Source organism: Dysgonomonas sp. ZJ709 (assembly GCF_011039195.1).
In the GTDB taxonomy this organism is placed as follows: domain Bacteria; phylum Bacteroidota; class Bacteroidia; order Bacteroidales; family Dysgonomonadaceae; genus Dysgonomonas.
Genome location: NZ_JAAKEM010000006.1, coordinates 105941 through 132343, shown reverse-complemented (window position 1 = coordinate 132343; position 26403 = coordinate 105941). Strand labels below are relative to the sequence as shown.

Annotated in this window: 18 protein-coding genes; 12 read left to right on the top strand and 6 right to left on the bottom strand. The window is 37.3% G+C overall.

The window, feature by feature from the left end:
• Positions 1-28: 28 nt before the first annotated feature.
• Positions 29-916, bottom strand: coding sequence for a HEPN domain-containing protein (locus G7Y56_RS06600; RefSeq protein ID WP_165042089.1), 888 nt, complete (start codon positions 914-916; stop codon positions 29-31).
• A gap of 463 nt (positions 917-1379) precedes the next feature.
• Between G7Y56_RS06600 and G7Y56_RS06595 the strand changes: the two genes are divergently transcribed.
• Entirely contained in the window at positions 1380-2597 is a 1218-nt protein-coding gene (locus G7Y56_RS06595; protein ID WP_165042087.1) for a hexokinase, read from the top strand.
• A gap of 42 nt (positions 2598-2639) precedes the next feature.
• On the opposite strand, the gene G7Y56_RS06590 is transcribed toward G7Y56_RS06595, so the two are convergent.
• A complete protein-coding gene (locus G7Y56_RS06590) occupies positions 2640-3116 on the bottom strand; it encodes an N-acetyltransferase (protein WP_165042085.1) in 477 nt (158 codons plus the stop codon).
• Between the two features lie 110 nt (positions 3117-3226).
• Positions 3227-4363, bottom strand: coding sequence for an acyltransferase (locus tag G7Y56_RS06585; RefSeq protein ID WP_165042083.1), 1137 nt, complete (start codon positions 4361-4363; stop codon positions 3227-3229).
• A 526-nt stretch (positions 4364-4889) separates the two neighbouring features.
• On the opposite strand from G7Y56_RS06585, the gene G7Y56_RS06580 reads away from it, so the two are divergent.
• The 9 genes from G7Y56_RS06580 (at position 4890) to G7Y56_RS06540 (ending at position 20736) form a co-directional block, all read left to right on the top strand.
• Positions 4890-5477, top strand: a complete 588-nt coding sequence (locus G7Y56_RS06580; protein ID WP_165042081.1) for an RNA polymerase sigma-70 factor — start codon at positions 4890-4892, stop codon at positions 5475-5477.
• Between the two features lie 65 nt (positions 5478-5542).
• Positions 5543-6562 (top strand): FecR family protein, encoded by a 1020-nt coding sequence (locus tag G7Y56_RS06575; protein ID WP_165042079.1) that lies wholly within the window; start codon positions 5543-5545, stop codon positions 6560-6562.
• Between the two features lie 524 nt (positions 6563-7086).
• Positions 7087-10422, top strand: a complete 3336-nt coding sequence (locus G7Y56_RS06570) for a TonB-dependent receptor (RefSeq protein ID WP_255498661.1) — start codon at positions 7087-7089, stop codon at positions 10420-10422.
• Between the two features lie 15 nt (positions 10423-10437).
• A complete protein-coding gene (locus G7Y56_RS06565; protein ID WP_165042077.1) occupies positions 10438-12297 on the top strand; it encodes a RagB/SusD family nutrient uptake outer membrane protein in 1860 nt (619 codons plus the stop codon).
• Positions 12298-12338: 41 nt separating this feature from the next.
• A complete protein-coding gene (locus G7Y56_RS06560; RefSeq protein WP_165042075.1) occupies positions 12339-13010 on the top strand; it encodes a DUF3823 domain-containing protein in 672 nt (223 codons plus the stop codon).
• Positions 13011-13170: 160 nt separating this feature from the next.
• Positions 13171-14175, top strand: a complete 1005-nt coding sequence (locus tag G7Y56_RS06555) for a glycosyl hydrolase (RefSeq protein ID WP_165042073.1) — start codon at positions 13171-13173, stop codon at positions 14173-14175.
• A gap of 53 nt (positions 14176-14228) precedes the next feature.
• Entirely contained in the window at positions 14229-16049 is a 1821-nt protein-coding gene (locus G7Y56_RS06550; RefSeq protein WP_165042071.1) for a glycoside hydrolase family 2 protein, read from the top strand.
• A gap of 23 nt (positions 16050-16072) precedes the next feature.
• On the top strand, positions 16073-18553 hold the full coding sequence (locus tag G7Y56_RS06545) for a glutaminase domain-containing protein (RefSeq protein WP_165042069.1): 2481 nt from the start codon (positions 16073-16075) through the stop codon (positions 18551-18553).
• Positions 18554-18684: 131 nt separating this feature from the next.
• Positions 18685-20736 (top strand): beta-L-arabinofuranosidase domain-containing protein, encoded by a 2052-nt coding sequence (locus G7Y56_RS06540; protein ID WP_165042067.1) that lies wholly within the window; start codon positions 18685-18687, stop codon positions 20734-20736.
• 113 nt (positions 20737-20849) lie between these two features.
• On the opposite strand, the gene G7Y56_RS06535 is transcribed toward G7Y56_RS06540, so the two are convergent.
• On the bottom strand, positions 20850-21992 hold the full coding sequence (locus G7Y56_RS06535; protein WP_165042065.1) for a sugar MFS transporter: 1143 nt from the start codon (positions 21990-21992) through the stop codon (positions 20850-20852).
• A 338-nt stretch (positions 21993-22330) separates the two neighbouring features.
• Between G7Y56_RS06535 and G7Y56_RS06530 the strand changes: the two genes are divergently transcribed.
• Together G7Y56_RS06530 and G7Y56_RS06525 are read left to right on the top strand one after the other, a co-directional pair.
• Positions 22331-23140: a helix-turn-helix domain-containing protein gene (locus G7Y56_RS06530; RefSeq protein WP_165021436.1), complete on the top strand. Its 810-nt coding sequence runs from the start codon at positions 22331-22333 to the stop codon at positions 23138-23140.
• Positions 23141-23405: 265 nt separating this feature from the next.
• Complete coding sequence (locus tag G7Y56_RS06525; RefSeq protein WP_165042063.1) at positions 23406-23774, top strand: VOC family protein; 369 nt, start codon at positions 23406-23408, stop codon at positions 23772-23774.
• A gap of 40 nt (positions 23775-23814) precedes the next feature.
• Here the strand turns inward: G7Y56_RS06525 and hemN are convergent, their stop codons facing one another.
• Both hemN and G7Y56_RS06515 read right to left on the bottom strand, forming a co-directional pair.
• Positions 23815-25182 carry an oxygen-independent coproporphyrinogen III oxidase gene (hemN, locus tag G7Y56_RS06520; RefSeq protein ID WP_165042061.1) on the bottom strand — a complete coding sequence of 456 codons (1368 nt, stop codon included), beginning with the start codon at positions 25180-25182 and terminating at the stop codon, positions 23815-23817.
• Positions 25154-26401 carry an MFS transporter gene (locus G7Y56_RS06515; RefSeq protein ID WP_165042059.1) on the bottom strand — a complete coding sequence of 416 codons (1248 nt, stop codon included), beginning with the start codon at positions 26399-26401 and terminating at the stop codon, positions 25154-25156. The genes hemN and G7Y56_RS06515 overlap by 29 nt, the downstream gene beginning before the upstream one ends.
• Positions 26402-26403: the final 2 nt, after the last annotated feature.

Genomic DNA, 26403 nt, shown 5'->3' with positions numbered 1-26403 from the left:
TTCAGTTCTCATCTATATATAAATATTTCTACTCCCTCTCCCCATACTCCTTTATCTTCTCCTCACAAATCCGTTTAGTAATATCCCTTAGCAACTCCACTTGCGGAACAAGAGTATCAATATCCTCTTTCGTTACTACAAAATCGGGATCGTAGCGACCATTTACATAAGCGGCTTTGATAAGCTCAAAGAGGCGTTTCTCTTCAGGCGTATCTTGTGGAAAGACTTTGATAAACTCGACTGAATATTTCTTTACTGAGTTTAATAGCTTTGATAGATTATGTTGTTTGGGATTCTCTAATGTGAAAACTAAGCGGATGGCATAAATATAACTTTCACAGGCTTGATGAAGCATAAAAGAAGCTTTTTTGTAAAGTAACTGGTCATAGTAAAATTTTGCTCCCAATAAAAATTCATTAGCACTCTCAAACTTATCATCAAAATATTCCTGAGCCTGTTGCTTTATCTCTTCAAAATTAAGTGTACGCCTTCTTGCCAATTTATGTTTTCCACTATCATAGAGGATAACACCTTCTTGTTTTATCTGCGTATAAAAGTATCTGCCCTCTTTCAGATACTTGTTCAGCTTTCTCATATCCTCGCTGATAAACTGAACGGGAGGCTGTCGATTGGGGTCCTTTGCCCTATCGTAGTACAAATCTTCTATATTACCGAGGGCTTTGATTGCCACTCCGTCGGAAATTCCGCTTGTTACAACCAATATATCATAATCGCTTACATAGAACTGTAGTTTGCCAAACTCATATTTCTCATCATACGCAACATAATCGTTACGAGCATAGCTCCCAAAAAGGATAATCATTTCGGTCTGCTTGATCCGTGTCAGGATAGATTCAACAATGTAATGCAAATCTCGCTGATTGGCTGATGGTAGATATGATATGGACTTTTTCATTCGGGTTTTATTTATAACCTTAAAGTTAAGAACATAAAGATATACAAAATAGGAAAATAGAAATTAACTTTTCATACTTAATTGTATATTTGTATCAACATCCTGTTATTGTCGGTCGGGTGTCAGAAGCTGACTGACGAATGAAAACCGCAGAGATATAAATTAATCACTTAATATTTATATCTGCTAATAACCGAGTTGCAATGCTAATCTTTAGGTAACACGCCATTGACAGCCTGTTCTTATCCAATAAAATAGAATATCCCATATTGCTATCAAATCATGTTTTCGCTTGTGTGCTTGCGGTAACAAAACTTTTTCTATATATTGTCACTGGGTTTTCGTTAAATCTGTCAGATACATTTCTCATTAGTTTAGCCACTTTAAAGAAATGACCCGCTGATTAAATACAGAAACTCTTGTATTATTTTTCCTCTATAAAATTTAAACAGACTCTAACTCTATGGAAGCAAATGTTTTTGAACTTAGTACAGCGCAATTGAAAGAAATTGCTTTAGATTTGAAAGATAAGGTAGAAAAAGGATTACAGAGTGATAATACCGAGATTCTCTGTCTGCCTACCTACGTATATCCACCTAAAGAAGGAGTAGAAGGTAAATCTGTCGTTTTAGATTTGGGAGGAACTAATTATCGTGCTGCTAAAGTCGAAATACAAGGGGGCGAAACTATTATAACTCCTAAAAGCGGTTGGGAAAAAGACCTTTCGGTAATGAAAACTCCCGGTTATACCAAAGAACAATTGTTTGCCGAGCAAGCAAACCTGATCAACAAGATAGAGTTACCTGATAATTCTGCTATCGGATATTGTTTCTCGTATCCTGCCAAATGCGAAACGGATGGTGACGCTACGCTATTGCGTTGGACTAAAGGTGTAAATATAGACAAGATGGTAGGCCAACCTATCGGCAAAGACTTGTTAGATTATTTAAACGATCGTAACAAAGTTCAGTTCAAAAGCATAAAGGTAATCAACGATACAGTAGCCAGTCTGTTGGCTGGACTTTCACGCAAAGATAAGTGTGACGCTTATATAGGACTTATAGTGGGTACAGGTACAAATATGGCATTCCTGGCTAGTGAAAATAAAATAGCCAAGATCAATAAGCCCGATAGTCAGAATATGATTCCTGTTAATCTTGAGTCGGGTAACTTTTTCCCTTCGTATCTCACCGAGTACGACAGTGTTGTAGACCGAGGCGAAGGTGAAGTTCCCGGCTCACAACGTTTCGAGAAGGCAGTATCTGGTATGTATTTAGGTAAGGTGTTCAGAGCCGTTTATCCGAATGATGGCTATGACGCATCGTTTGACGGAAAGAGCCTGACCGATTTGATTAACAGCTCTACTCCCAAACGTAAGGGCCATGTATCGGTTGCACGATGGATATACGAACGTTCGGCCAAATTGGTTGCTGCTTCTCTGGCAGGTTTAATTGCTGTTCAGGTGATGCATGATCCTTCTATCAAAACTATACGGGTAGTTGCTGAAGGAAGCCTTTTTTGGAGCGTGATGGAACGTGTAAACGAGAATGACTTCCACACAATAGTTTCAAAAGTGCTGAGAGATCTATTGGATGAAATGGATTTAGGTTACGTAGAAGTGTATATTGCGGGTATTAAGAATGCAAACCTAATAGGTTCAGCTATTGCGGCATTATCGTAATTTTATATGATAGGAATTCGTTTACCACAAAGAAGTAATTACTCATCTAAGCTCATAATTAATGAGTTCAAAATCTGAGGTGTCCGGCTCTATTCTTTTTTGACATATTGTGAATCCAATACTCTCATACATTCGTTGTGCAGGTATAAGATCACTATTTGTGGTTACAATAATTTTCTGCGGATTATTTTGGACAATTCTATTAATCGCTTCTTGAAGTTGGATTTTACCATATCCACAGCCTTTATATCTTGAAGCGATACAGTTATGTCCAATTTCGGTATATTCAGGCATTTTTCTGGGATCCCATGAAATAAATCCGATAGCTTCATCATTTAGTGTTGTGATAAATCCACACTTATCTGCAATTTGCAAGTTATCAAAGAAAAAGTTATCAAATAATAGCCAATCAGAATTGCATATTCGTTCATACTTACAATCGAATGAATATGCATTTTTCAATAAGTCAAAAAGTATTCCTCGATTAAAATCGCTTACCTTTTTAAATTTAATATTCATATATGAAATCTTCTTTTACAAATAAAGAATGGAACTTATCCAATAGGTTAAATATTATATTCTGTTTTTTCTCTACATCGTAGAGCTTTCACTCCCTCTCCCCATACCCTTTAATCTTTTTTTTGCAAAAATCTTTTTGTCAAATATCGACGAACTGGTTCATCATAAAGTTTCAAACAGGCATAGGCCAACAGAATACTTCCTATAAGTAAAGCTAGAGCTCCGGGTAAAGACTCACTAAATGTAAGATTCTCGTTTTTAACCCATGCATAATACAGATAAATGAAAGGATAATGTACCATATACAAAGGATAAGATATATCACCTAAAAATTTACATATGCGAATTGTATATTTATCTGTAGTTTTGCCCGAAGCACCTAAAAAAACAATAAGCGGAAAGAATACGGCAAAACACAGCGTGTCATACAAACCATTCATCCAAAAATGCTCTGCTCCTCCTATACGGGGAACAGACAACAGAACAATTATAGACAAGCTGCACAACCAAAAAGCTCCCTTTATATTAATTGCCTTGAAGATACGGGATAAGAGTAAACCTGCTGAAAAAGAGAAAAGCAAGCGGAGAAAGCCGCCTGTAAATTCAGTCCCTGTCAATTGAAATCCGGCACAGATATCTCCATAAGGTCCAAATATAGCAAAAGTGGCCAATCCACAGCCTGCCATGACAACTAATGCTGTCAATGCTATGGTAGAAAATTTACGAATAAATAGTGCATACAGGATATACCCAATATATTCAAAAAATAAGGACCACGTAGGTCCGTTCAATGGGTACATTTCTCCTACACCCCTAATTTCCGAACCCGGAGAAACTGGTATCATCATGGAATTCAACAGTGTAGCTATCAAAAGTGCAGGTACCGCAACTAGTGATACATCCCATACTGAGCATCCCTGAAAATAAAACATACAAGCACCTATAATAGCTCCTATGATAACCATCGGTTGGAGACGTATGATTCTGCGTTTGAAAAAATCTTTCGTTCTCATCATTTTCCAACGATCATCATAAGCATACCCTATAACAAATCCTGATAATATAAAGAAAAAATCCACTGCCAGATAGCCATGGTTTATACTTTGATCCAAATGGCTTGTTGCAAATGCTTCAAATAAATGAAAACAAACCACTGTAATAGCAGCTATTCCACGCAATCCATTAAGAATATTATAGTGTGGTTTTGTATCTGCAAATGCAGCGGATGAAATTTGTTTTTCTAACATGAAAATTATGTATTGATTGTCCGGTTTCTCGTTATTTTTTTCACGCAAAATTAAATTCTGCAGCAGGTTCTATAAATTCAATCGGACAAATATAATAAATAATCTTAAAAGGAAGATTATGCCATTTCTTCATATGCCTTATGAAATCCACCTGATAAATTCGCATTGTTACATCTCTTAGCAATTCGACCTTTGAAGCAAGAACATCAATATACTCTTTTACAACTATAAAATTGGGAGCGTGATGTCAATTGACATAGTTTTTAGTTTTAACTTGATAATTTGAAACTAAAATAAGTAATAGACTTACCCTAAACTAAAATAGTATACAAACATGCATTTTTAATACACCAAGCCATTCTCTCGCTGTTTTAACTATGTATTGCAAGAAGAAAATACAATCAATAACGATCCGTCTAATAGTTTAAGATAAATTAATTTTAACTCAGGAAATCAGTTTACTTTTTCATTTTATTCTATAACTTGCACACAGAAAATATATAAATCATTTCCTTACTGATAAAATATGTTGGACCGCGAGAGTAATCAAATTGATTGGAACTTACTAACAAAATTGAGAGAAGATTGTAAAGACTCTTTTTCTGTCATTTTTAAAAAATACTACAAAGATTTAGTCCTCTACGCCGGAAACATAATTCGTGACCAATTATTTTGTGAAGATGTAGTTCAAAATATATTACTTACAATCTGGAACGAAAGACATACACTCATAATTGAGACCTCTTTACGTGCTTACTTATTAACCTCCGTGCGCAATAAATGCCTCGATGAATTGCGACACCGTAAAATAGTAAGAAACTATGAGACACAACCTTATGATAATTTGCAATATAATGATACTTTTGACTATATATTGTATTCCGATCTCTATCAGCACCTTCAGAGGGCAATAGATATGTTACCCGAGAAACAACGTGAAGCATTTCTCTTGAACAGAATACAAGATGTAAAATATAAAGATATAGCAAAGCAACTAAATGTATCGCAACGAACAGTTGAGGATCGCATTAGCAAAGCTTTGGCAAGTTTAAGGATCGAACTTAAAGATTTTCTCATTATACTTTTAATTTATGTTATTTTATCTATAAATTAATGAGGTCACTTTATATCCGAACGTCTTAAGCATATAGAATTATCGACAGCCAAGAAGAATAAAAAATGGAAAAGGAACAAATAAGTATAATCATCTCAAAATATCTATCCAATCAAGCAACACAAGAAGAGATAGATATACTTGCTGATTGGATTGAAAAAGACAAAGAACACTTAACCGAATTTAAACATTTAAAAAATATATGGGAGGTTGCTAATCCGGCTTTCGATCCCGACACTATAAATGTAGATCAAGCATATAGAAATATAAATTTGAAATTTGGTACTCCTATAAAAACCTCAACATCTATTATTTACTACTGGAAAAAAATAGCAGCCGTAATTGCCATACCATTAATGATGCTAGTGGGATACCTATCTTACGAGAACTATAATAATAAAGAATCAATCATATATCAGGAAGTATTCACCGCATATGGCAGCAAATCATTGATCCATCTCCCCGATAGTTCGAAGGTATGGCTGAATGCAGGCAGTACACTCAAATTCCCAACGGTTTTTAAAGGTGACGAACGTAGTGTTCACTTACAAGGAGAAGCTTTTTTTGAAGTAGAGTCCGATAAAGAACACCCTTTTATAGTATATACCGATAAGATGGCAATAAAAGCAACAGGAACAGCATTTAACGTAGAGGCTTATACCAATGATCAGAATACAGCAGTTACATTGGTAAACGGTAAAGTTAATCTGTTATTCGAAAATACCGATAAATTGCTTAATCCGGGCCAAAGAATAGATTATGACAAAAACAATGAAACGTACGAAATTCGCAATACCGACACCTATAAATGGTGCTCGTGGAAAGACGGTATACATGCCTTCAGGGATGATTCACTCGAATTTGTTTTCAAACGATTAGGACAGATATATAATGTGGAGTTTGTCGTAAAAGACAAAGAAATAAGCGAATATGTGTATAGAGCTACATTCCAGAACGAATCTTTAGATCAAATACTTAACTTGTTACAGTCAAGTGCACCAATTTATTTCGAGAAGAAAGTAAATGAGGCAAAAGATAACAATTATCAGCGTAAACAAAGGATCGAAGTACACCACTCTAAATAAACATACTAACACAAAGTACACCCTCATTTTAAAATTTTTCTTGAAAATATAATAAAGACGTCTGTGGTATTTCATTCCACAGACGTCTTTATTATGTACGCGCAGAAATTATCTTGGAATAAAAATAAAGCAGGCATATTTCCATAGTGCGTGCTATAACTGTTTTTGTATAAAAATAGAACCTTCTTTTTTTAACTTTTTAGCGAAAAAGTATATGAATGTTTTGAATGTTAACCCTTAAATTCCAATACACCATGCATAAAATATAGAACCAACCATCCGACCAAGCTTATTATGAAAAGACGATAAATAATAAGAAACGGAGAAGTGAGTAAGACTTCCCCGTTTGATTTTAATCATAAAAATAAAAGCTTCTCAACCTTATTCTCTAATAATTAATATGTAAATATATGAATCTAATTTCTAAACGAAAAATGAAGTGGCACATACTGTCATCTCAGAGCCATCTTGCACTAAAGATAATATTTATATTGCTATTCTGTTGTTTAACAAGTGCTTTTAGCATGCCATCTTATTCTCAGTCGACACACTTAAACCTCAACCTGAAAAATTCTTCGGTAGAAGAGGTATTAAATAAAATAGAAGAACAAACTGAATTTCGGTTTATATACAATAAAAAGTTCATAGATGTAAATCGCAAAGTAGCAATCGCCTCAACCAACGAGAATGTATTCGCTGTTTTAGATAAACTATTCCAGAATGAAGACGTTGCTTACGAAGTTTTTGATAGACAAATTGTTCTATCTCAGAAAAACAAAGCAAAAGATTTTCAATTGACAGAAACGACCCAGAGTACCAATCCTGTTGGAGGAAAAATTACTGATGCTGCAGACGAGCCTCTGATAGGAGTCAGTGTTTCGGTAAAAGGCACAATAAAAGGTACAATGACTGATACAAACGGAATATTTAAAATTGATGCCTCAGAAGGAGAAACACTTGTAGTAACATACATCGGATTCTTACCACAAGAACTAAAAGTAGGCGGTAGAAAAGAATTTAATATTGTATTAAAAGAAGATGTAAAAGTGCTGGGAGATGTTGTAATAGTCGGCTTCGGGACACAAAAGAAAGAGTCTATCACCGGAGCAATTTCGGCCATAAGCGGCGATCAGCTAGTTACAACGAATGCCGCAACAACCTCCACCGCTTTAGCTGGACGAATAGCCGGTATCAACTCACGCCAACCTGATGGACGTCCGGGTTCGGGTACAACAATCCGCATCAGAGGAATGGGCACACCTCTTTATGTAATAGACGGAGTTCAGAAAGATGAAGGTCAATTTAACAATATCGATCCCAATGATATAGAATCTATATCTATACTTAAGGATGCTTCTGCTGCCATATACGGTGTCCGTGCAGCAAACGGAGTGGTAGTGGTCAAAACTAAATCAGGTATAAGAGAAACAAAAAACACAGTTAATTTGACTGCAACTTATGGATGGCAAAACTTCTTCAGATTTCCCAAACCTGCAAATACACAAACTTACGTAGAGACAAAATATCAATCTGATATTATAAAAAAGGCTACTGATCCGAACTACAATATGAAATATTCGGCAGAAGATTTAGCCAAATGGCAACAGGGAACAGAGAAGGACTATCGTGGTTTTGACTGGTACGACTACGTTATAAATACATCACCAATGTCTTATATCGGTGGTAATGTTTCAGGAGGATCCGAAGATATAAATTATTATTTATCACTCAGCCATCTGAACCAAGATGCCATTATCGTGAACTATGGCGGATTCAATCGTACAAATATACAAATGAGTGTAGACGCCAACATTAACAAAAGACTAAAGATAGGCGGAAACATGAATGGTCGTATAGAAACAAGAAAAAATCCGGGAGTTCCCGGCCAAGATGATTATTGGCAAGCCCTATTTGCAATCTATCGAAACTTACCAACCAGAAGACCTTTTGCTAATGATAATCCGAACTATCCGGCATTAACATCATCAGAGAATAATACAAATTTTGGGATGCTCAATTATGAACGTTCCGGAACATTAGAAGAAACCTGGCGTGTAATCCAATTGAATATATCGGCCGAATATAAAATAATAGATGGGTTAAAACTAAGCCTCTTGGGGGGATACTATTACGCTGATAAATTCCAGCGAAATCATGAATACACTTATAAGCTATATGAATATGTAGAGGAATCGGATACTTACAAAGTTATAAGTTCTATGGATAATCCATATATGGAACGTACTTATGAAAAAGTAGAAGAAACTTCAGGACAATTTATATTAGACTACGATAAAAAAATTGATGTGCATTCTCTATCTTTTACTGTTGGCGGCGAGGCAATAAGAAGAAAATCCCCTAGATTCTGGTTGCAAGACAGACCAGCTGCTAATGCAATAGATCAGGTTTACCTTACGTCTATGGTAGGTATTCAGGATAGGCTGAATGAACCTCAATCCAGAGCAGGATTCATCAGCAGGATCAATTATAATTATGACAATAGATATCTTTTAGAGTTTATAGGCAGATATGATGGTGCGTGGAAATTTCCTAAAAAAGATAGATGGGGATTTTTCCCTTCTGTATCTGCAGGTTGGAGAATTTCGGAAGAATCATTCTGGAAAGGTATCAAGAATACCGTATCTGATTTAAAACTAAGGGCCTCTTATGGTGTGGTCGGCCTTGATGAAACACCCGATTATAGCGCATTTGATTATCTTGATGGATATGATTACAATCAAGGGGGAGCCGTTGTAGACGGAGAATGGGTAACAGGTACCAAACCAAGGGGAGTACCGGTAAGAACCTTATCATGGCTGGAAGCCAAAATGTTTAATGTAGGGTTCGATTTTGGATTTTTCGACAATAAATTAACAGGGGATTTCAACTTTTTCACAAGAAAATTAGATGGTATACCCGAACGTAAAAATGATGTGTTGATACCTAGCGAATCAGGGTTTGAACTTCCTCGTGAAAACTTAAAATCAGAAATGCTGAGAGGCTTCGATGGTAGCATCACATGGAGAGATAAAGTAAAAGATTTGAACTATTCGTTAGGTGGTAACTTTACTTTTTCTCGCAAATACGATTGGCATCAGTATAAGCCTCGTCATGGAAACTCATGGCAAGTCTATCGCAATTCTATTGATGAGAGATATAGCAATATCAATTGGGGGAAACAAGTTATAGGTCAATTCCAGTCATGGGAACAAATAGCAAACCATCCAGTAAATGTAGATGGGAAAGGAAATACAACGATCCGCCCCGGCGATTTGATATATAAAGACGTGAATGGCGATGGCATTGTTAACGGTATGGACGACAGACCAATCGGATACAGAGAAGGCGATGTTCCATATTTGAACTTCAACTTTGTCTTTGATTTCGAGTATAAAGGCTTCGATTTAGGACTAATGTTTGCCGGATCAACTTTCTCTTCTTTTTACATGGAATCTGAAATGAAAACACCATTACATGATGGAGGTAACAACCCTCAATATTATCTATCAGACCAATGGCATTTATCCGACATTCACGATGCAAATAGTGCACTTGTGGCAGGAAGGTATCCTACAATCATTGAAGGAAACGGAAATCATAGCAACTATTGGAAAAATGATTTTTGGCTAAAAAATATTAGTTACTTGAAATTAAAGAATCTGGAATTTGGGTATACTCTCCCATCCCACATCAGTGGACGCCTGGGAATGACTAAAGCCAGATTCTTTACGTCTATGCAAAATCTCTTCTCAATAGACAATCTAGGTGATATAGATATGGATCCTGAAATTGACAAAGGGTCAGGTATACAATATCCGACCAACAGAATAATCAGTATTGGTTGTAATCTAACCTTTTAACAGAATAATATAATTATGAAAAAAGCAAAATTATATATAATAAGTGCCTTCGTATTTTGCACTGCCATGTTTGGATGTTCCGATTTTCTTGAAGAAGAACCTGAGAAAATATTTACAGACGAACAAATATTCACCGATCTTAATATGATTAACTCTGTATTAGCCAATTATTATGGAAGAATAAACTGGGGTCCGAGTCTAGAAGATATCGACGGTCATGCTTATACAGATGAAGCCGCATTTTCGAGCGGAGGAATCAACGATCACAGGACTTACGATAATAATTGGTGGCGATTATACGAATACAACTTTGTACGTGACATTAATATATTTCTGAGAGGTTTGTCATCCGAAACTGCAAACAATAATATCGACCTGACGGCTGATATAAAAAAACAATATGAAGGTGAAGCACGTTTTTTACGTGCATGGGCTTATTTCAATATGGCAAAAGGTTTAGGAGGAGTTCCTATCGTTTATGACGAAATATACGGCTACGAATCGGGAACTAACGTTTTAGATCTACAAGTTGCTCGTTCTACTGAAGCTGCAACCTACGATTATATTATCGCTGAATGTGAAGCTATCTCTCAACTATTAGAGAATGCTAAAACAAACTCACCTTCCGATAATATACATGCAGCAAGAGCAAACAAATGGGTTGCCCTTGCATTAAAAGCCAGAGCAGCTATTTATGCAGGCTCTATTGCTAAATATACAACTACTCCCGAACTGAGATTACCTAATGGTGAAGTTGGTATCCCAACTTCGGAGGCAAGTAAATATTATCAGATAGCCTACGATGCTACTACCGAAATAATAAAAGGTGGCAAATATAGCTTATACTTAAAGAACGAAATTGATTTAGGGCGAAACTTTTATGATTTGTTTATTAACAAGGAGTCAAACCCTGAAGTTATATGGGCACTCGATTATGTTGCTCCCGGTAAAACACATGGTTTTACGAATAACAATGTGGCATACTCTGTAAAGGGTGATGTTGATGCAAACAAAATAACTCCGATTCTAAACATTGTAGAGGCGTTTGAATACAAAAATAACAGAGATGGGAAATTGAAAATTAAAGATGCCGGGGGTGACTTTATATTCTATGAAAATCTTGAAGATTTATTTGTTAATAAAGATGCCAGATTATATGGTACCATTATAACTCCGGGATCTCTTTTCCGTAGTGTTTATATCTCATATCAGGCAGGTCAAAAATACCTCGAAAATGGGGAATGGAAAAGCAGAGTGGGTGAACCCGGTGCTGTGAACCCGACCTACGGATTACTTACAGACCAAAACGGACCTACTAGTGGAGATCAGCTGTATGTTTCAAAAACAGGATTCAACATTCGCAAGTTTGTAGAAGAAAACAAAGATGCCGCCACAAGAGGTAGAGGTAGTGACGTATGGTTTACCCGATTCCGTTTCGCCGAAACATTATTAATTGCAGCCGAAGCATCTTTAGAACTGGGAAAATCCCAAATAGAAGTATGTGGATATATAAATCAGGTAAGAAGCAGAGCTGGTATACAAAGTTTAAGTAGTGTAACAATTGACGATATTATAAAAGAAAACCGCGTAGAGTTCGTATATGAGAATCACAGGTATTGGGATTTGAAACGTTGGAGAAGAGCGCATCTGCTTTGGAATAACAACAGCGATAGCGATACATCTATGTTCTACTCGCTTTTCCCATACAAAGTAAATGAACCGGGAAACGCACAAAATGGCAAATGGGTGTTCGAAAAAGTTAAAACATATACCACCAGATATCCACGCTATTTCGAAATGAGGAACTATTACAATTTCTTCGATCAGGATTGGTTGAACCGAAATCCGAAGCTTGTTAAGAACCCATTCCAATAATACGGATATCATCTTGTGTAATAACTTAAAAATTAAGAAGAATGAAAAAGAAATATTTTAGCATATTAATTCTATTTGCATTCGTATTTTCATCTTGTGAAAAAGATAATTACGATGAACCAAAAAGCGATTTAAAAGGCAAAGTCGTTACTAATACTGGAGAGACTTTAGGGGTGAGAGGTACAGAGAATGCCGTGCAAATGCAACTCTGGCAAGATGGCTATGACAACTACGAATCTATCGAAGTCTATATAAATCAGGATGGTACATTTGCTGCGAAAGTATTCGATGGCCAGTACAAATTAGTAACCAGAGACAATAATGGACCGTGGGTAAATGATAGAGATACTCTGCTGGTAACAGTCAAAGGATCTACTTCTGTCGAATATATTGTCAAACCTTACTTTACCTTGAGCAATGAGGTATTTAAAGTAACCGATAACATTCTCACTGCAACTTTCGATGTTAGTCAATTTACTGCTGTAACCGATCGTAATATTGAGAGGATTACTCTCTATGTTGGTAAAACCGTATTTGTGGACGATAGCTTCAAAGATAAAACCCAGAATGCCGAAACACCTGTAATCGGATCGAATACAATAAGTATGGATATAAGTTCGATAAACCATCCTGTACTGTATGCCCGAATAGGAATCAGAATATCGGGGGTAGACCAGATGCTTTATACTGTTGGTTCGGTGAAAGTTAAGTAAATAATTTTAATATCAAGCCGAGATATCTGCCTGTTTTAAAGATACTTTACTACAGGTAGATATTTTAATTTATTTTATTATAAAATTTAAACAAATCTTATTCGCAACTTCTCCACAGAAGTATTAATTTAGAGGCTGCGTAGTAACCTTTTAACTGATCATGAGAAACAAAATTTTAATATTTTGCTACCTAATTCTGTTTACATTTGTCGGTGTTCAGGCTCAAGAACAACCCGATGCCCCTTTATTCAGAGATCCAATCACCGATGGGGCTGCCGATCCGTGTGTTATTTATAACCCTATGGAAAAAGCTTGGTGGATGCTTTATACCCAACGACGAGCCAATTCAGAAACGGCAGATGTGGCATATTGCTATGGCAATGAGATAGGTATTGCTTATTCGGAAGATAACGGGAAAAGCTGGAGATACAGAGGTTCGCTCAATTTAGAATTCGAGAGAGGTAAAAATACGTTTTGGGCTCCCGATGTTGTGCTTCACAATGGAGTCTATCACATGTTTGTTTCTTATATCAGAGGTGTAGCCAATCATTGGAGCGGCACTGCTCGCATGGCTCATTATACCAGTACCAACCTTTGGGATTGGAAATACGAAGGACTTGCCAAATTACCTAAAGATGATGTTATAGACGCAACCCTCATCAAGCTTCCGAACGGAGACTGGCGCATGTGGTACAAATGGGATAGTAAATCGTTATTTGCAGATAGTAAAGATCTATTTACGTGGACAGGTGATGCCAAACCGGCTGTAACTGACGAACCCCATGAAGGGGCTAAAGCATTTAATTTCAAAGGCTCATACTGGCTTATTACAGATGAATGGAAAGGAATGGGAGTCTACAAATCACCTGATTTGTTAAATTGGACAAAACAGGAAGATAGAATATTAAGTAAAGAAAGTCAACGAAAAGACGATTATCCAAGAGGAAATCATGGGGATGTTGTAGTTGCCAACGACAAAGCATATATTTTCTACTTCACCCATCCGGGAAGAAGGTACGGAAATGAATCACTTAACGAGAATGGAAACATTCCGTATGAAATGCGACGCTCATCTATTCAGGTTGCTGAGTTGGATATCGTAAACGGTGAATTAATAGTTTTAGATAGGGACAAGCCATTCAGCATTTATTTACCGAATTATTAATCATTGAAACAGCAAAAAAACATTTATTTATAATACCAATAAACATTTATTTAATGAAAAGAAAACTTTTAATTGTAGCTTTAATCGTATCGAGTGCTACCTCATTCGCCCAATGGAAACCAGCTGGTGATAAAATGAAAACGAAATGGGCAGAAACTATTGATGTTAACAATGTTTTACCCGAATACCCACGTCCAATCATAGAACGTTCGGACTGGTCGAATCTAAATGGCTTATGGGACTATGCTATCCTACCGGTAGGCCAACAAGAACCTCAAAGTTTCGATGGTAAAATACTTGTACCTTTTGCTGTAGAATCAAGCCTATCAGGCGTTCAAAAATCGCTAGGAAAAGATAACGAACTATGGTATAAGCGAACATTTACAGTTCCATCTAACTGGAAAGAAAAAAATATATTGCTGCATTTTGGTGCAGTAGATTGGAAAACAGAAGTATATGTAAACGATATAAAAGTAGGCTCACATACAGGTGGCTATACTCCTTTTTCTTTCGATGTAACTCCTTATCTAACTTCGGGTAACCAAAAACTGGTAGTGAGAGTATGGGATCCGACTGACGATGGTTATCAGGCAAGAGGCAAACAAATCAATAAGCCGGAAGGCATTTGGTACACTCCTGTATCGGGTATCTGGCAAACAGTTTGGTTAGAACCTGTTAGCAAAAAACACATCGCTAATGTAAGAAACACACCAAATATCGACACTAACAGACTAACTGTAGATGTAGCCACAGAGAACACCTCTGCAGCAGATGTCATCGAAGTTATCGTTAAAGACGGTGCAACTACCGTTTCTAAAAATAAATTTGCAGCAGGACAAAATATAGAGATTGCAATTCCTAATGCTAAGTTATGGTCTCCCGAATCTCCTTTCTTATACGATCTTGAAATTAATCTATACGATAATGGCAGACTACAAGATAAGATAAAGAGCTATGCAGCAATGCGCAAAGTGTCTACCAAGAAAGACAAAGATGGTATTGTACGTCTTCAATTAAATAATAAAGATTATTTCCATTTCGGACCACTCGATCAAGGCTGGTGGCCTGACGGACTATACACTGCTCCAACCGATGAAGCATTAGTATATGATATCAAAAAAACGAAAGATTTCGGATATAACATGATCCGTAAACACGTAAAAGTAGAACCTGCACGCTGGTATACTCATTGCGACCGTTTAGGAATTCTTGTATGGCAAGATATGCCTAATGGCAACGGACATCAATCTCCGCAATGGCAAATGAGAAAGTTCTTCGATGGTAAAGAAATGCTTCGTTCGGCTGTATCGGAAGCTGACTACCGCAAAGAGTGGAAAGAGATAATGGATTATCTGTATTCTTATCCGTCAATTGCTGTATGGGTACCTTTCAATGAAGCATGGGGACAATTCAAAACTGTGGAAATAGCAGAATGGACTAAAGCTTACGATCCTTCACGTTTAGTTAATCCAGCCAGTGGTGGTAATCATTATCGCACAGGTGATATGCTAGATATACATCACTATCCGGGTCCGAAACTAACATTGTATGAAAACGATTCTGACAGAGCGACAGTATTAGGCGAATATGGCGGAATTGGTCTGCCGCTTCAAGGTCACTTATGGCAATCTGATAAAAACTGGGGCTATGTTCAGTTCAAAAATGCGAAAGAAGTTACAGACGAGTATGTTAAATACGGAGAAGAATTGGCAAGACTTGTGAAAATGGGTTACTCTGCTGCCGTATACACTCAGACAACCGATGTAGAAGGTGAAGTAAACGGGCTTATGACATACGACCGCAAAGAAATTAAGATAGAAGAAGGTCGTGTAAAAGCAATCAACCAAAAAGTAATAAATACTTTAGCTGAGTAATAAGGTATTCAAACAATAGAAAAATGAAAAAATTACTTTATTTACTTTGTGCCGTTGGCTTATTTAGTTGCAACGAAAGTAAAGTCAAGCAGACAGAGATTATAAAAAATGATCTTCGTGCTCCTGCTTATCCATTGGTTACCATCGACCCATACACGTCGGCATGGTCTATGACCAACAATCTGTATGATGAACAAGTAAAACACTGGACAGGAAAAGAATTCCCTCTTATAGGAGTAATCCGTGTAGATGGCGAAGTATATCGTTTTATGGGTGTTGAAAAACCACCAATGCGCACTATAGCCGGAATGTCTATGGCAAAAGCATGGAATGGAAAATACACATTCAACAAACCGGCAACAGACTGGGAAAAACCTTCATTCACTGATACTCAATGGAAAGAAGGCCCTGCTGCTTTTGGTACGAAAGACGAAGTGAATGTGAATACACCGTGGGAAACCAAAGATATATGGGTACGCAGAACGATTGAGATCAATGAAGACCTTTCAGGTAAAAAACTATATCTTGAATATTCTCATGATGATAATTTCGAACTATATATCAATGGTATAGAGGTAGTAAATACAGGATACGCATGGAACAAGAATGTAGTTATACCTATCCCCGAAGAAGTTGCGAAAACAATTACACAAGGAACAACTGTGATTGCAGCGCACGGACATAATCAGACAGGTGGTGCTCTTGTCGATTTCGGGCTATATGCCGAAGACGAGATAGAAACATTCTTAACAGCTACCGCTGCACAAAAGTCGGCGGATGTGCAAGCGACTCACACCCGTTATGTATTCGATTGTGGCAGTGTAGAACTAAACCTTTCGTTCCTTGCCCCATTGTTGATGGATGATTTGAACCTTGTATCCCGTCCTGTAAATTATATTTCTTACGATGTGACCTCGCTCGACGGGAAAGCGCATGATGTGGAAATGTATTTTGAGGCTGCGCCAAATTGGGCATTAGATTTCCCTGTACAGGCAAACAAAGGTGAAGGATATGAAAAAGATAATCTTATATTCCTCAAAAGCGGAAGTGTAGAGCAAAATATACTAGGCAAAAGCGGTGATGATATTCGCATCGACTGGGGATATTTCTACTTATGCGGCGAGAAAGGTAATACAACTTCGAGTGTAGGAGATGCCTATAAGATGCGTGCGGAGTTTGTAAAGAACGGAACACTATCGGGTGATATCAGTTCTAAAGACAATGCGAATCTGGCTTTAGCTCAATCGTTAGGAAAAACCAAATCTGCATCAGGAAAAGTATTAATCGGGTACGATGATATCTATTCTATACAGTATTTTGGCGAAAACCTAAAACCGTATTGGAACAAAAAAGGTGATAAAACAATAGAACAAGCTTTCGTAGAAGCAAATAACGAATTTGCCAAACTTAGCGAAGCATGTAGCACATTCGATTATCAACTAATGACTGAAGCTGCTGCCGTTGGCGGTAAAGAATATGCTGAGTTATGCGCCCTTGCATACCGTCAGGCAATTGCTGCTCATAAAGTAGTAGAAGCACCTAATGGCGATTTGCTATTTTTGTCGAAAGAGAATAATAGCAACGGTTCTATCGGGACAGTGGATGTAACCTATCCTTCTGCTCCCCTGTTTTTATATTACAATCCCGAATTGGCTAAAGCTTTGCTAAATCATATTTTCTACTACAGCGAAAGTGGCAAATGGGCTAAACCGTTTCCTGCTCACGACATAGGTACATATCCGTTAGGCAACGGACAGACTTACGGAGGCGACATGCCTGTGGAAGAAGGCGGAAATATGCTTACTTTAACCGCTGCCATTGCTGCCGTAGAAGGCAATGCTAAATATGCAGAGAAACATTGGGAAGTGTTGACTATCTGGACAGACTATCTGGTAGAGAAAGGTCTTGATCCTGAAAACCAACTTTGTACCGATGATTTTGCAGGACATTTCGCTCACAACGTGAACCTTTCGGCAAAAGCAATTATGGGTATCGCATCTTATGGATATCTGGCTGACAAGTTGGGTAAAAAAGATGTGGCAGAGAAGTATACCAACAAGGCTAAAGAAATGGCTGAACAGTGGATGAAAATGGCTGACGATGGAGATCATTACCGTTTGACATTCGATCAACCGGGAACCTGGAGTCAAAAATATAATATAATCTGGAACAAAATAATGGATTTGAATATTTTCCCTGCCAGTGTAGCTAAAAAGGAGATCGCTTTCTATCTGACTAAACAGAATGAATATGGTCTGCCTCTAGATAGCCGCAAGAATTATACAAAATCCGACTGGATTATCTGGACAGCAACCTTAGCTGACGATCAGGAAACATTCCAGAAATTCATCAGCCCATTGTATAAATTTATGAATGAAACAACAGACAGAGTTCCTATGTCCGACTGGTATAATACTGATAGTAAAACTCATGTTGGATTCAAGGCACGCTCAGTTGTCGGAGGATACTATATGAAAATGCTTGAAAATAAACTTAAGAAATGATTTCTCTGATGTATATAAATTGAGTTAGTTTGTGAATGTTAGATCAGGTTAGAGTAATCTGCCTGATCTAACTTTTTTTATAAAATGAACTCACTGCTTTTATGCATAAAAGAAATATAAATTATTTGCATATGAAAATTAGAAATATTTGTCTTATATCCTTCAGCTTATTTTGCTTTGGATGTAATGATATAAAGCAAAATAATGATTCCGAAATTACCATTGTAGACAGACCAGATGTATCATCGGCAAATCTGCATTACTCTAGTAATAAGCAGCCTCTACTGCCGGATCATTTTATTAAACTACCCGTAGGGAAAGTTAAACCCGATGGCTGGTTAAAGAAATATCTCGAACTACAACGAGACGGCCTTACAGGGCAGCTAGGTGAAATTAGTGCATGGCTCGAAAAGTCGCAAAACGCATGGTTGAACACAGGCGGTCATCATGGATGGGAAGAAGTTCCTTATTGGCTCAAAGGCTATGGCAATATTGCATATATTTTAGAAGACCCTGCCATGCTGAAAGAAACTCAACTCTGGATAGATGCAGTCTTGAAAAGTCAGCAACCCGATGGATATTTCGGACCTGTTAACGAACGTGACGGAAAAAGAGAACTGTGGGCAAATATGATTATGCTATGGTGCCTGCAATCGTATTACGAACACTCGAATGATGTACGTGTAATAGAGTTAATGACAAACTACTTCAAATGGCAAATGACTGTGCCGGATGAAAAATTTCTGAAAGACTATTGGGAAAATTCACGGGGAGGTGATAATATTTACAGCGTATATTGGCTATATAATATTACAGGTGATGATTTTTTACTAGACCTTGTACATAAGATACATCGCAATACTGCCGATTGGATGCAAGACTCTACCCTACCCAACTGGCATAACGTAAACATTGCACAAGGATTCAGAGAACCTGCACAATATTACATGCTGACAAAAGACTCGACGCATCTGAAAGCGACATATAACGATCACAGTTTGATACGACGTACATTTGGTCAGGTATCAGGAGGAATGTTCGGTGCTGATGAGAATGCCCGTATGGGATATATAGACCCGAGACAAGGAACGGAAACATGTGGTTTTGTTGAGCAAATGGCTTCGGACGAAATGCTATTACGCTATACAGGTGACCCTCTTTGGGCTGAACATTGCGAAAACATTGCCTTCAATTCGTATCCTGCAGCTGTAATGCCCGACTTCAAAGCACTGCGCTATATCACTTGTCCTAATCATGTGATGAGCGACTCGGAAAATCATAGACCGGGAATAGATAATGCAGGACCGTTCTTGTCCATGAACCCATTCAGTAGTCGCTGCTGCCAACATAACCACACTCAAGGCTGGCCTTACTACATAGAAAACCTGATCTTAGCTACTCCCGACAATGGTATAGGAGCAGCTATTTATGGAGCCTGTCACGCAAAAGTAATTGTTGCCGATGGTAAAGAGGTAAGCATCAAAGAAGAAACCAATTATCCTTTCGAAGATCAGATCAAATTTACGGTCAACACATCCGAAAATGTGAAATTCCCTTTCTACTTGCGTATCCCTTCGTGGACAAAGAATGCCAAACTGGAAATAAACGGTAAAAAAACGAATACTTATCTGACAGAAAGCAAGTTCGTTTGCATCAATCGCGAATGGAAAGATGGAGATGTAGTTACAGTTACTTTTCCAATGGATTTCTCTATGACTACATGGCAAGTGAATAAGAATAGCGCAAGTATCGACTATGGTCCGCTAACTTTATCATTGAACATAGAAGAAGAATATAAGAAAGTAGACAGCAAAGCAAGTGCAATAGGTGATTCGAAGTGGCAAGAGACAGCCGATCCGACTAAGTGGCCGACTTACGAAATTTATCCGAAAAGTGCGTGGAACTATTCTTTAGTACTTGATCCTAAAGCCCCTTTCAAAAATCTAGAAATAGAGAGAAGAGAATGGCCGGCAGATAATTTCCCTTTTACACAAAGAAGTTCACCTCTGATTGTGAAAGCCAAAGGGCGCTTAGTGCCTTCGTGGGTTATCGACAAGTTCGGATTATGTGCAGTCTTACCAGAAGATGACGCTAAGAAATCGGAACAGATAGACGACATAACGCTAGTGCCAATGGGTACGGCTCGTTTACGTATAACTTCGTTCCCTGTTTCGTACGAATAAAAATTGATCATATATCTATTAGTCTTATACGTTCTAATAGATCTTGATATTCAACAACAATGAAAGATAGGAGTCGAGATGGCTCCTATTCTTTTTTTATCCTATTAACTAAATCATCTAATCTTCAAAGAAAGGAAGGCCAGATAACCGATACATCCGGCAATTATTATTACAGCACCCACCTGACTACCCAGAGCATCTGAAACCAGACCCATCAACACAGGAAATATTGCTGCTCCCGAAATACCCATTACCATCAAGCCCGATACTTCATTCTTACGGGTGGGGTAAAGCTGCATAGCATTAGAGAAAATTATCGCAAAGATATTTGCATTGCCCAATCCGAATAAAGCAATACCCACATAAAGTGGAATTAAGGTATTAAAAATGAATAGGGATAAAACACCTAAAGCCATTAAGCTGATACTTAGTATAAACATTCGTTTTAAAGATACCTTTGTCAGAAGAAAGGCTCCCAGAAAAGAACCGGCAATCCTAAATAAAAAATAGAGGCTTGTTGCATATCCGGCATCAGTAAGTTCCATATCTAACCTCTCCATCAATATTTTAGGAGCAGTAAGATTTATACCTATATCGATACCGACATGAATTAAAATCCCTATAAACAAAAGCAGTACAGCTTTATCGCGAAGTAATTTGAAACACTCTATAAATGTAAATGTCTTACTTTCGATAAGTGTTTCCTTAATTGGTGTAAAAATAAGCCAGATCAGAGGGATTAAAGACACTACGCCAAAAATAGTAAATAACATTTTCCAATCTCCAAACATCAGCACTGTCCAAGCGGCAATAATAGGAGCAAGAAAGGCAGCAATGGTTTTGAAAAACACCCCGAAAGTCATACTACTCGCTAATTTACGGGAACTAACAATATCAGTAAGCAGTGGATTCAAAGATACTTGCATCAATGTATTTCCTATCCCAAGCAAAGCAAAAGAGATAAGGATTATAGCTAAATTATATTTGACAAGGGGGGGCAACATGGCAATAAAAGTAACAAACAGACTTAAAATAACAGTCTTTCTCCGCCCTATTTTATTCATCAACATGCTAACGGGTATCGAAAAAATAAGAAACCATAAGAAAACCATAGATGGCAAGAGATTAGCCACTGTATCTGTCAACTGAAAATCTTCCTTCACATAGTTTGTAGCAATCCCGACAGAATCGACAAACCCCATGGCAAAGAATGCGAGGAGAACAGGAAGGAATATTAGAATTTTTGCTCTTTTCATTATAATATATTTGCGATTTTGTGACTCGAAAAAGGTAACAAAAGTAACACTTTTTCATCTTTTTTTGATTGTTACTTTTTCTGTATTTTTTTACGCACAATCTTTAATCTAACTGTTTTATATCAATATAGATAAATCAAGTCTGATCTATTTTATCTTTTTTATTCAGTTTTGCATTATGCAAAGCATGCATAAAAATGCTATTAAATTTACTTGACCTTAATATAATCGGCTAAAGTTAACTGAATATTACAGATTAATGTCCTTTTTTTACAAGTATAAAAATGAGTAAGGTTTTAACTTTGAGCCTATTTCTATAATATATATTTTTACAGGTTATGAACGTTTTCGAAATTATATATCCGTCACCCATTCTTGCTCCCTATATTCGGTATTACTGGATATTGGATGCCGAGAGTACGTCTCCCATATCGGAGCGGGTTACTCCTACAGGATGTATAGATTTAGTTTTCCATAAACGTGACAGTATGTTTTCTTTGGCTGACAACAAATTGCAACCCCAATCGTTTCTATGTGGATTGAGTACAGAGTTTTCTGATCTGACTTCAATCACAGGCAAAGTCAGTATGATAGTTACTGTATTTCAACCTTTTGGGGCAAAGGTTTTCTTTGATATCCCGATGAGTGAGTTTCAAAATAAGACTATATCCATTGACGACATAGGAGATAAAGAACTGCAAGAATTGGAAGATCAGCTATTGAACGAAACTGATAATAGAACGTGTATCAAGCTTATCGAAAGTTACCTTATCGATCGCCTACACTCATTCAAAGACTACAATTACAAGCGAATAGTTGCATCCATTCAAGCGATAGATAACAAGAGCCATGTCAGCATATCTTCATTAGCCGAAATAGCCTGCCTTAGTTACAAGCAATTCAACCGTATATTTACGGAACATATAGGAACTAATCCGAAAGAGTTTTCCCGCATCATACGCTTTCAGAGAGCTTTACATATTCTACAAACCAAACCACAGATAAATCTGACTCAATTGGCTTTCGAAGCAGGTTATTACGATCAACCTCATCTGATAAAAGAATTCAAAACGTTTTCGGGATATACTCCAAGCGAGTATATAGCCATTTGCGACCCATATTCCGATTATTTCTCCAACACATTATAATGTCCTTTTTTTACAAGTTTCGAGGAATAAACTGCTCTACTTTTGTAAAGAATTCGTCTCGACTTTTACTTTAACCACAGAGTAAAAGGAGTTTCACGGAGTTTTTAAAGTTTTTCATACCGAAATGAATCATATTTTGATGACAAAACAGTTTATTATACTGTAATTATTTACTCCGTGTTACTCTGTGCGACTCCGTGGTTAAAAGTCAAGATGAACTCAAAGTCAATTCGAATAAAGTAATCAACCAACAAATTTACATTTTATGAAAAAGTTAGTATCGTTTTTTGAAATTCCTTCTGTCGATTTTAACAGAGCAGTCAAATTCTACGAAGTAATTCTAGGTATCGAAATTCCGGCACACGATTGGGGTAGCGAAAAAATGGCATTTTTTCCCGAAATAGATGGAGAATGTTCGGGTTCAATCTCGTGGAGTGAAGATTTCAACCCGTCAAAAGATGGAGTTCTTATTCACCTAAGCTGCGAGGATATAAATTCTACATTGTCTCTCATCGAAAAAAATGGTGGTAAAATACATACTCCTAAAACGAAGATTGAGGCTGAAGGCAGAGGCTATTTTGCTCTATTTATCGATAGCGAAGGTAATCGGTTAGGATTGTACTCTGATAAATAATTGGTTAGGCTCTTGTTTTAGAAACAAGAGCCTAATTTTTTCAGACCGATTTAGAAAACCGCTTATCCGTATTTATAAGCAACTTATCTAACGATGCTGCAACATTACGCACAAAAGGCGTGGTATCGGGCAAGATAGTTATATGATCATTGTCGAAGTCTATAATCTCATCTTTTGCAAAATCGGAAAGAACCGATTCATTATAGTTTAATGCTGCTTTGACAGCTTCAACAGATAAATTCAATTGCTTGGCTATTTCTTCCCATCGGATAGTATAGTTGCACATCAAAGTTGAGATTACTGTCCTTGTAATCTGCTCCTCTCTATCCAGGACATAACCTTTCAATATAGGTAATTCGCCCTGCTCAACTTGTTGAATGTATGTATCCAAGTCCTTCGTATTCTGGCTATAAGCGTTTGCCAACTGACTAATACCCGTAGTGCCAAAGGCATAAACCTGTCCTGTAGTCCGTTGTGTACAATAGCCTTGAAAATTACGGTGCAATGTCTTGCTTTGTTGAGCTACATAAAGTTCATCGGTAGGCAATACAAAATGATCCAACCCGATTGTTTTATATCCTGCATCTATTAATAATTTTTTCGCTGTTTCGTATATCTCATTCTTTACCGAAGTTGAGGGCAAACCAATCTTCTCCAAATTTTGCTGTAACTTATTCACCCACGGCACATGGGCATACGAGAAAGTAACAATCCGATCAGGCTTCACAGCAATAGCCTTAGCTATCGTATCAGCGAAAGATTGGGGTGTTTGTAATGGAAGACCATAGATAAAATCCATATTTACAGATATATCCCGATCTCTTAATATTTTGACAATATCTTCAACAGGCAAAGAAGACGGATTCCGATTCGAAGCTTTTAATACTTCTTCATTAAAATCCTGAATACCTAAACTTATCCTATTAAATCCTGCATCTACCAAATCGATATAATACTGCTCGTCCAAATATCCCGGATGACATTCGATAGCTATTTCAGGATTATCTATACAATCAAATTCAGATAGAATAAGGGTGTTCAGTTCTTTTAGTACCGATACAGGTTGCGATGTCGGCGTACCTCCTCCATAATGTATCTGAGATATTTTGCGATTCTTATCCAGAAGCGATAATACTGTTCCGATTTCTTTTTTAAGAGCGGCAATATATTTATCTACAATATCCTTGTTTCGTCGGGGTATCGAATTGCATCCACAATAAAAACACATTTTCTTACAAAATGGAATATGGATATAAACAGATATATGTTGAGGTTGCTCCCTATTCGATTCTATAACTACCTGCCGATATGTTTCTGCAGTAAAAGACTCGTTAAAGAAGTTTGCCGGAGGATAACTTGTATATCGCGGTACAGCAACACTATATTTGTTCAGTAATTCGTCTTTCATTTTTCTCTTCATTTTTATTTCTGAAAATTACTAATATATAGATCAACGACAAAGCGGCAATACAAATTTCGAGTTTAAACAAACCGCTATACCCGAATAATGTTGCTACTTTACCCGCTCCCACTGCCATAATCATACCGCTAAGATGGGTTATAACAGTCTGTATCGTAAAGTCAGTTCCTTCGAATCCTTTGCGTACGCAGTCCATAGCCGTTGTATAAACAATGATCGTAGCCAGACCATAAGTCCCCCACAACAAAGATATACCGCAATGTAATGTAGCAGTATTGACAGGGAACATCGTTACTAACAGATAGAAATATATAGCTGTAACAACAATCAGTACGGCAAATATAATACGTGCTGCATATCGACCGACCAGCCTCACAATAAAACCACCAGCCAACGATGAAAAAAAACCGACAGATGTACCGACGATACCCGACATAACGCCAATCTCTTTCATATTATAACCATAGTCGACCAACATAGGTTTCAGTACTGACAAAATACCGATTATGCCGGCATAAAACATAAACAGGAATATAACTTGCTTCCAGATTCCTTTCTGTTTGAAAAAACCCAGTAAGTCGTTCGGATGAGGTTTTGCCAATGTTTTAGGGGCAATCTTCATCTGATTATTTCTGAAAAAGACCAAAGGAATAAGTGCTATAATAACAAAAATAGCTAAAAACGGAAGCAGACTCTCCCACCCTATTTTATTATAGAGTAACAAAAGAACTCCACCGCCAACCATTGCTCCGGCAAAGCTACCCATCGATTGCATACTGTTTACCAACCCCTTATCCTTTTTACTAAAGGATACAACGGCTAAAGCATCTGTTGCAATATCTTGCGTAGCAGAAGCCACAAAAGACATAACGATAAGCCCTATAATAAGATATGGAGTAACCTGAAAGCTAAGGAATGATATAGCGAAGATAATAACGGCATATATCAATTCTGCCGAAAATATCCAACGTTTATAATGCCCTAATGTATGGCTGGTGCGATCGATAGCTGGCGACCAAAGAAATTTTAATATCCACGGCAATTTCAGAAATTGAAGCATGGCGATCGTCTCCAGCGAAAACTGCTGTTGACGCATGATAACCGGCAATACAGTTGAGAAAAAACTCATCGGAATCGACTGTGCGATATACAGACAAAAAAACGTAAATAATTTCCCTCCTTTTTCTACATACGGTCTCACAATCATCG

Coding starts and splice junctions, on each gene's coding strand:
- G7Y56_RS06600 (WP_165042089.1), bottom strand. CDS start 916: ATGAAAAAGTCCATATCATATCTACCATCAGCCAATCAGCGAGATTTG.
- G7Y56_RS06595 (WP_165042087.1), top strand. CDS start 1,380: ATGGAAGCAAATGTTTTTGAACTTAGTACAGCGCAATTGAAAGAAATT.
- G7Y56_RS06590 (WP_165042085.1), bottom strand. CDS start 3,116: ATGAATATTAAATTTAAAAAGGTAAGCGATTTTAATCGAGGAATACTT.
- G7Y56_RS06585 (WP_165042083.1), bottom strand. CDS start 4,363: ATGTTAGAAAAACAAATTTCATCCGCTGCATTTGCAGATACAAAACCA.
- G7Y56_RS06580 (WP_165042081.1), top strand. CDS start 4,890: ATGTTGGACCGCGAGAGTAATCAAATTGATTGGAACTTACTAACAAAA.
- G7Y56_RS06575 (WP_165042079.1), top strand. CDS start 5,543: ATGGAAAAGGAACAAATAAGTATAATCATCTCAAAATATCTATCCAAT.
- G7Y56_RS06570 (WP_255498661.1), top strand. CDS start 7,087: ATGCCATCTTATTCTCAGTCGACACACTTAAACCTCAACCTGAAAAAT.
- G7Y56_RS06565 (WP_165042077.1), top strand. CDS start 10,438: ATGAAAAAAGCAAAATTATATATAATAAGTGCCTTCGTATTTTGCACT.
- G7Y56_RS06560 (WP_165042075.1), top strand. CDS start 12,339: ATGAAAAAGAAATATTTTAGCATATTAATTCTATTTGCATTCGTATTT.
- G7Y56_RS06555 (WP_165042073.1), top strand. CDS start 13,171: ATGAGAAACAAAATTTTAATATTTTGCTACCTAATTCTGTTTACATTT.
- G7Y56_RS06550 (WP_165042071.1), top strand. CDS start 14,229: ATGAAAAGAAAACTTTTAATTGTAGCTTTAATCGTATCGAGTGCTACC.
- G7Y56_RS06545 (WP_165042069.1), top strand. CDS start 16,073: ATGAAAAAATTACTTTATTTACTTTGTGCCGTTGGCTTATTTAGTTGC.
- G7Y56_RS06540 (WP_165042067.1), top strand. CDS start 18,685: ATGAAAATTAGAAATATTTGTCTTATATCCTTCAGCTTATTTTGCTTT.
- G7Y56_RS06535 (WP_165042065.1), bottom strand. CDS start 21,992: ATGAAAAGAGCAAAAATTCTAATATTCCTTCCTGTTCTCCTCGCATTC.
- G7Y56_RS06530 (WP_165021436.1), top strand. CDS start 22,331: ATGAACGTTTTCGAAATTATATATCCGTCACCCATTCTTGCTCCCTAT.
- G7Y56_RS06525 (WP_165042063.1), top strand. CDS start 23,406: ATGAAAAAGTTAGTATCGTTTTTTGAAATTCCTTCTGTCGATTTTAAC.
- hemN (WP_165042061.1), bottom strand. CDS start 25,182: ATGAAAGACGAATTACTGAACAAATATAGTGTTGCTGTACCGCGATAT.
- G7Y56_RS06515 (WP_165042059.1), bottom strand. CDS start 26,401: ATGATTGTGAGACCGTATGTAGAAAAAGGAGGGAAATTATTTACGTTT.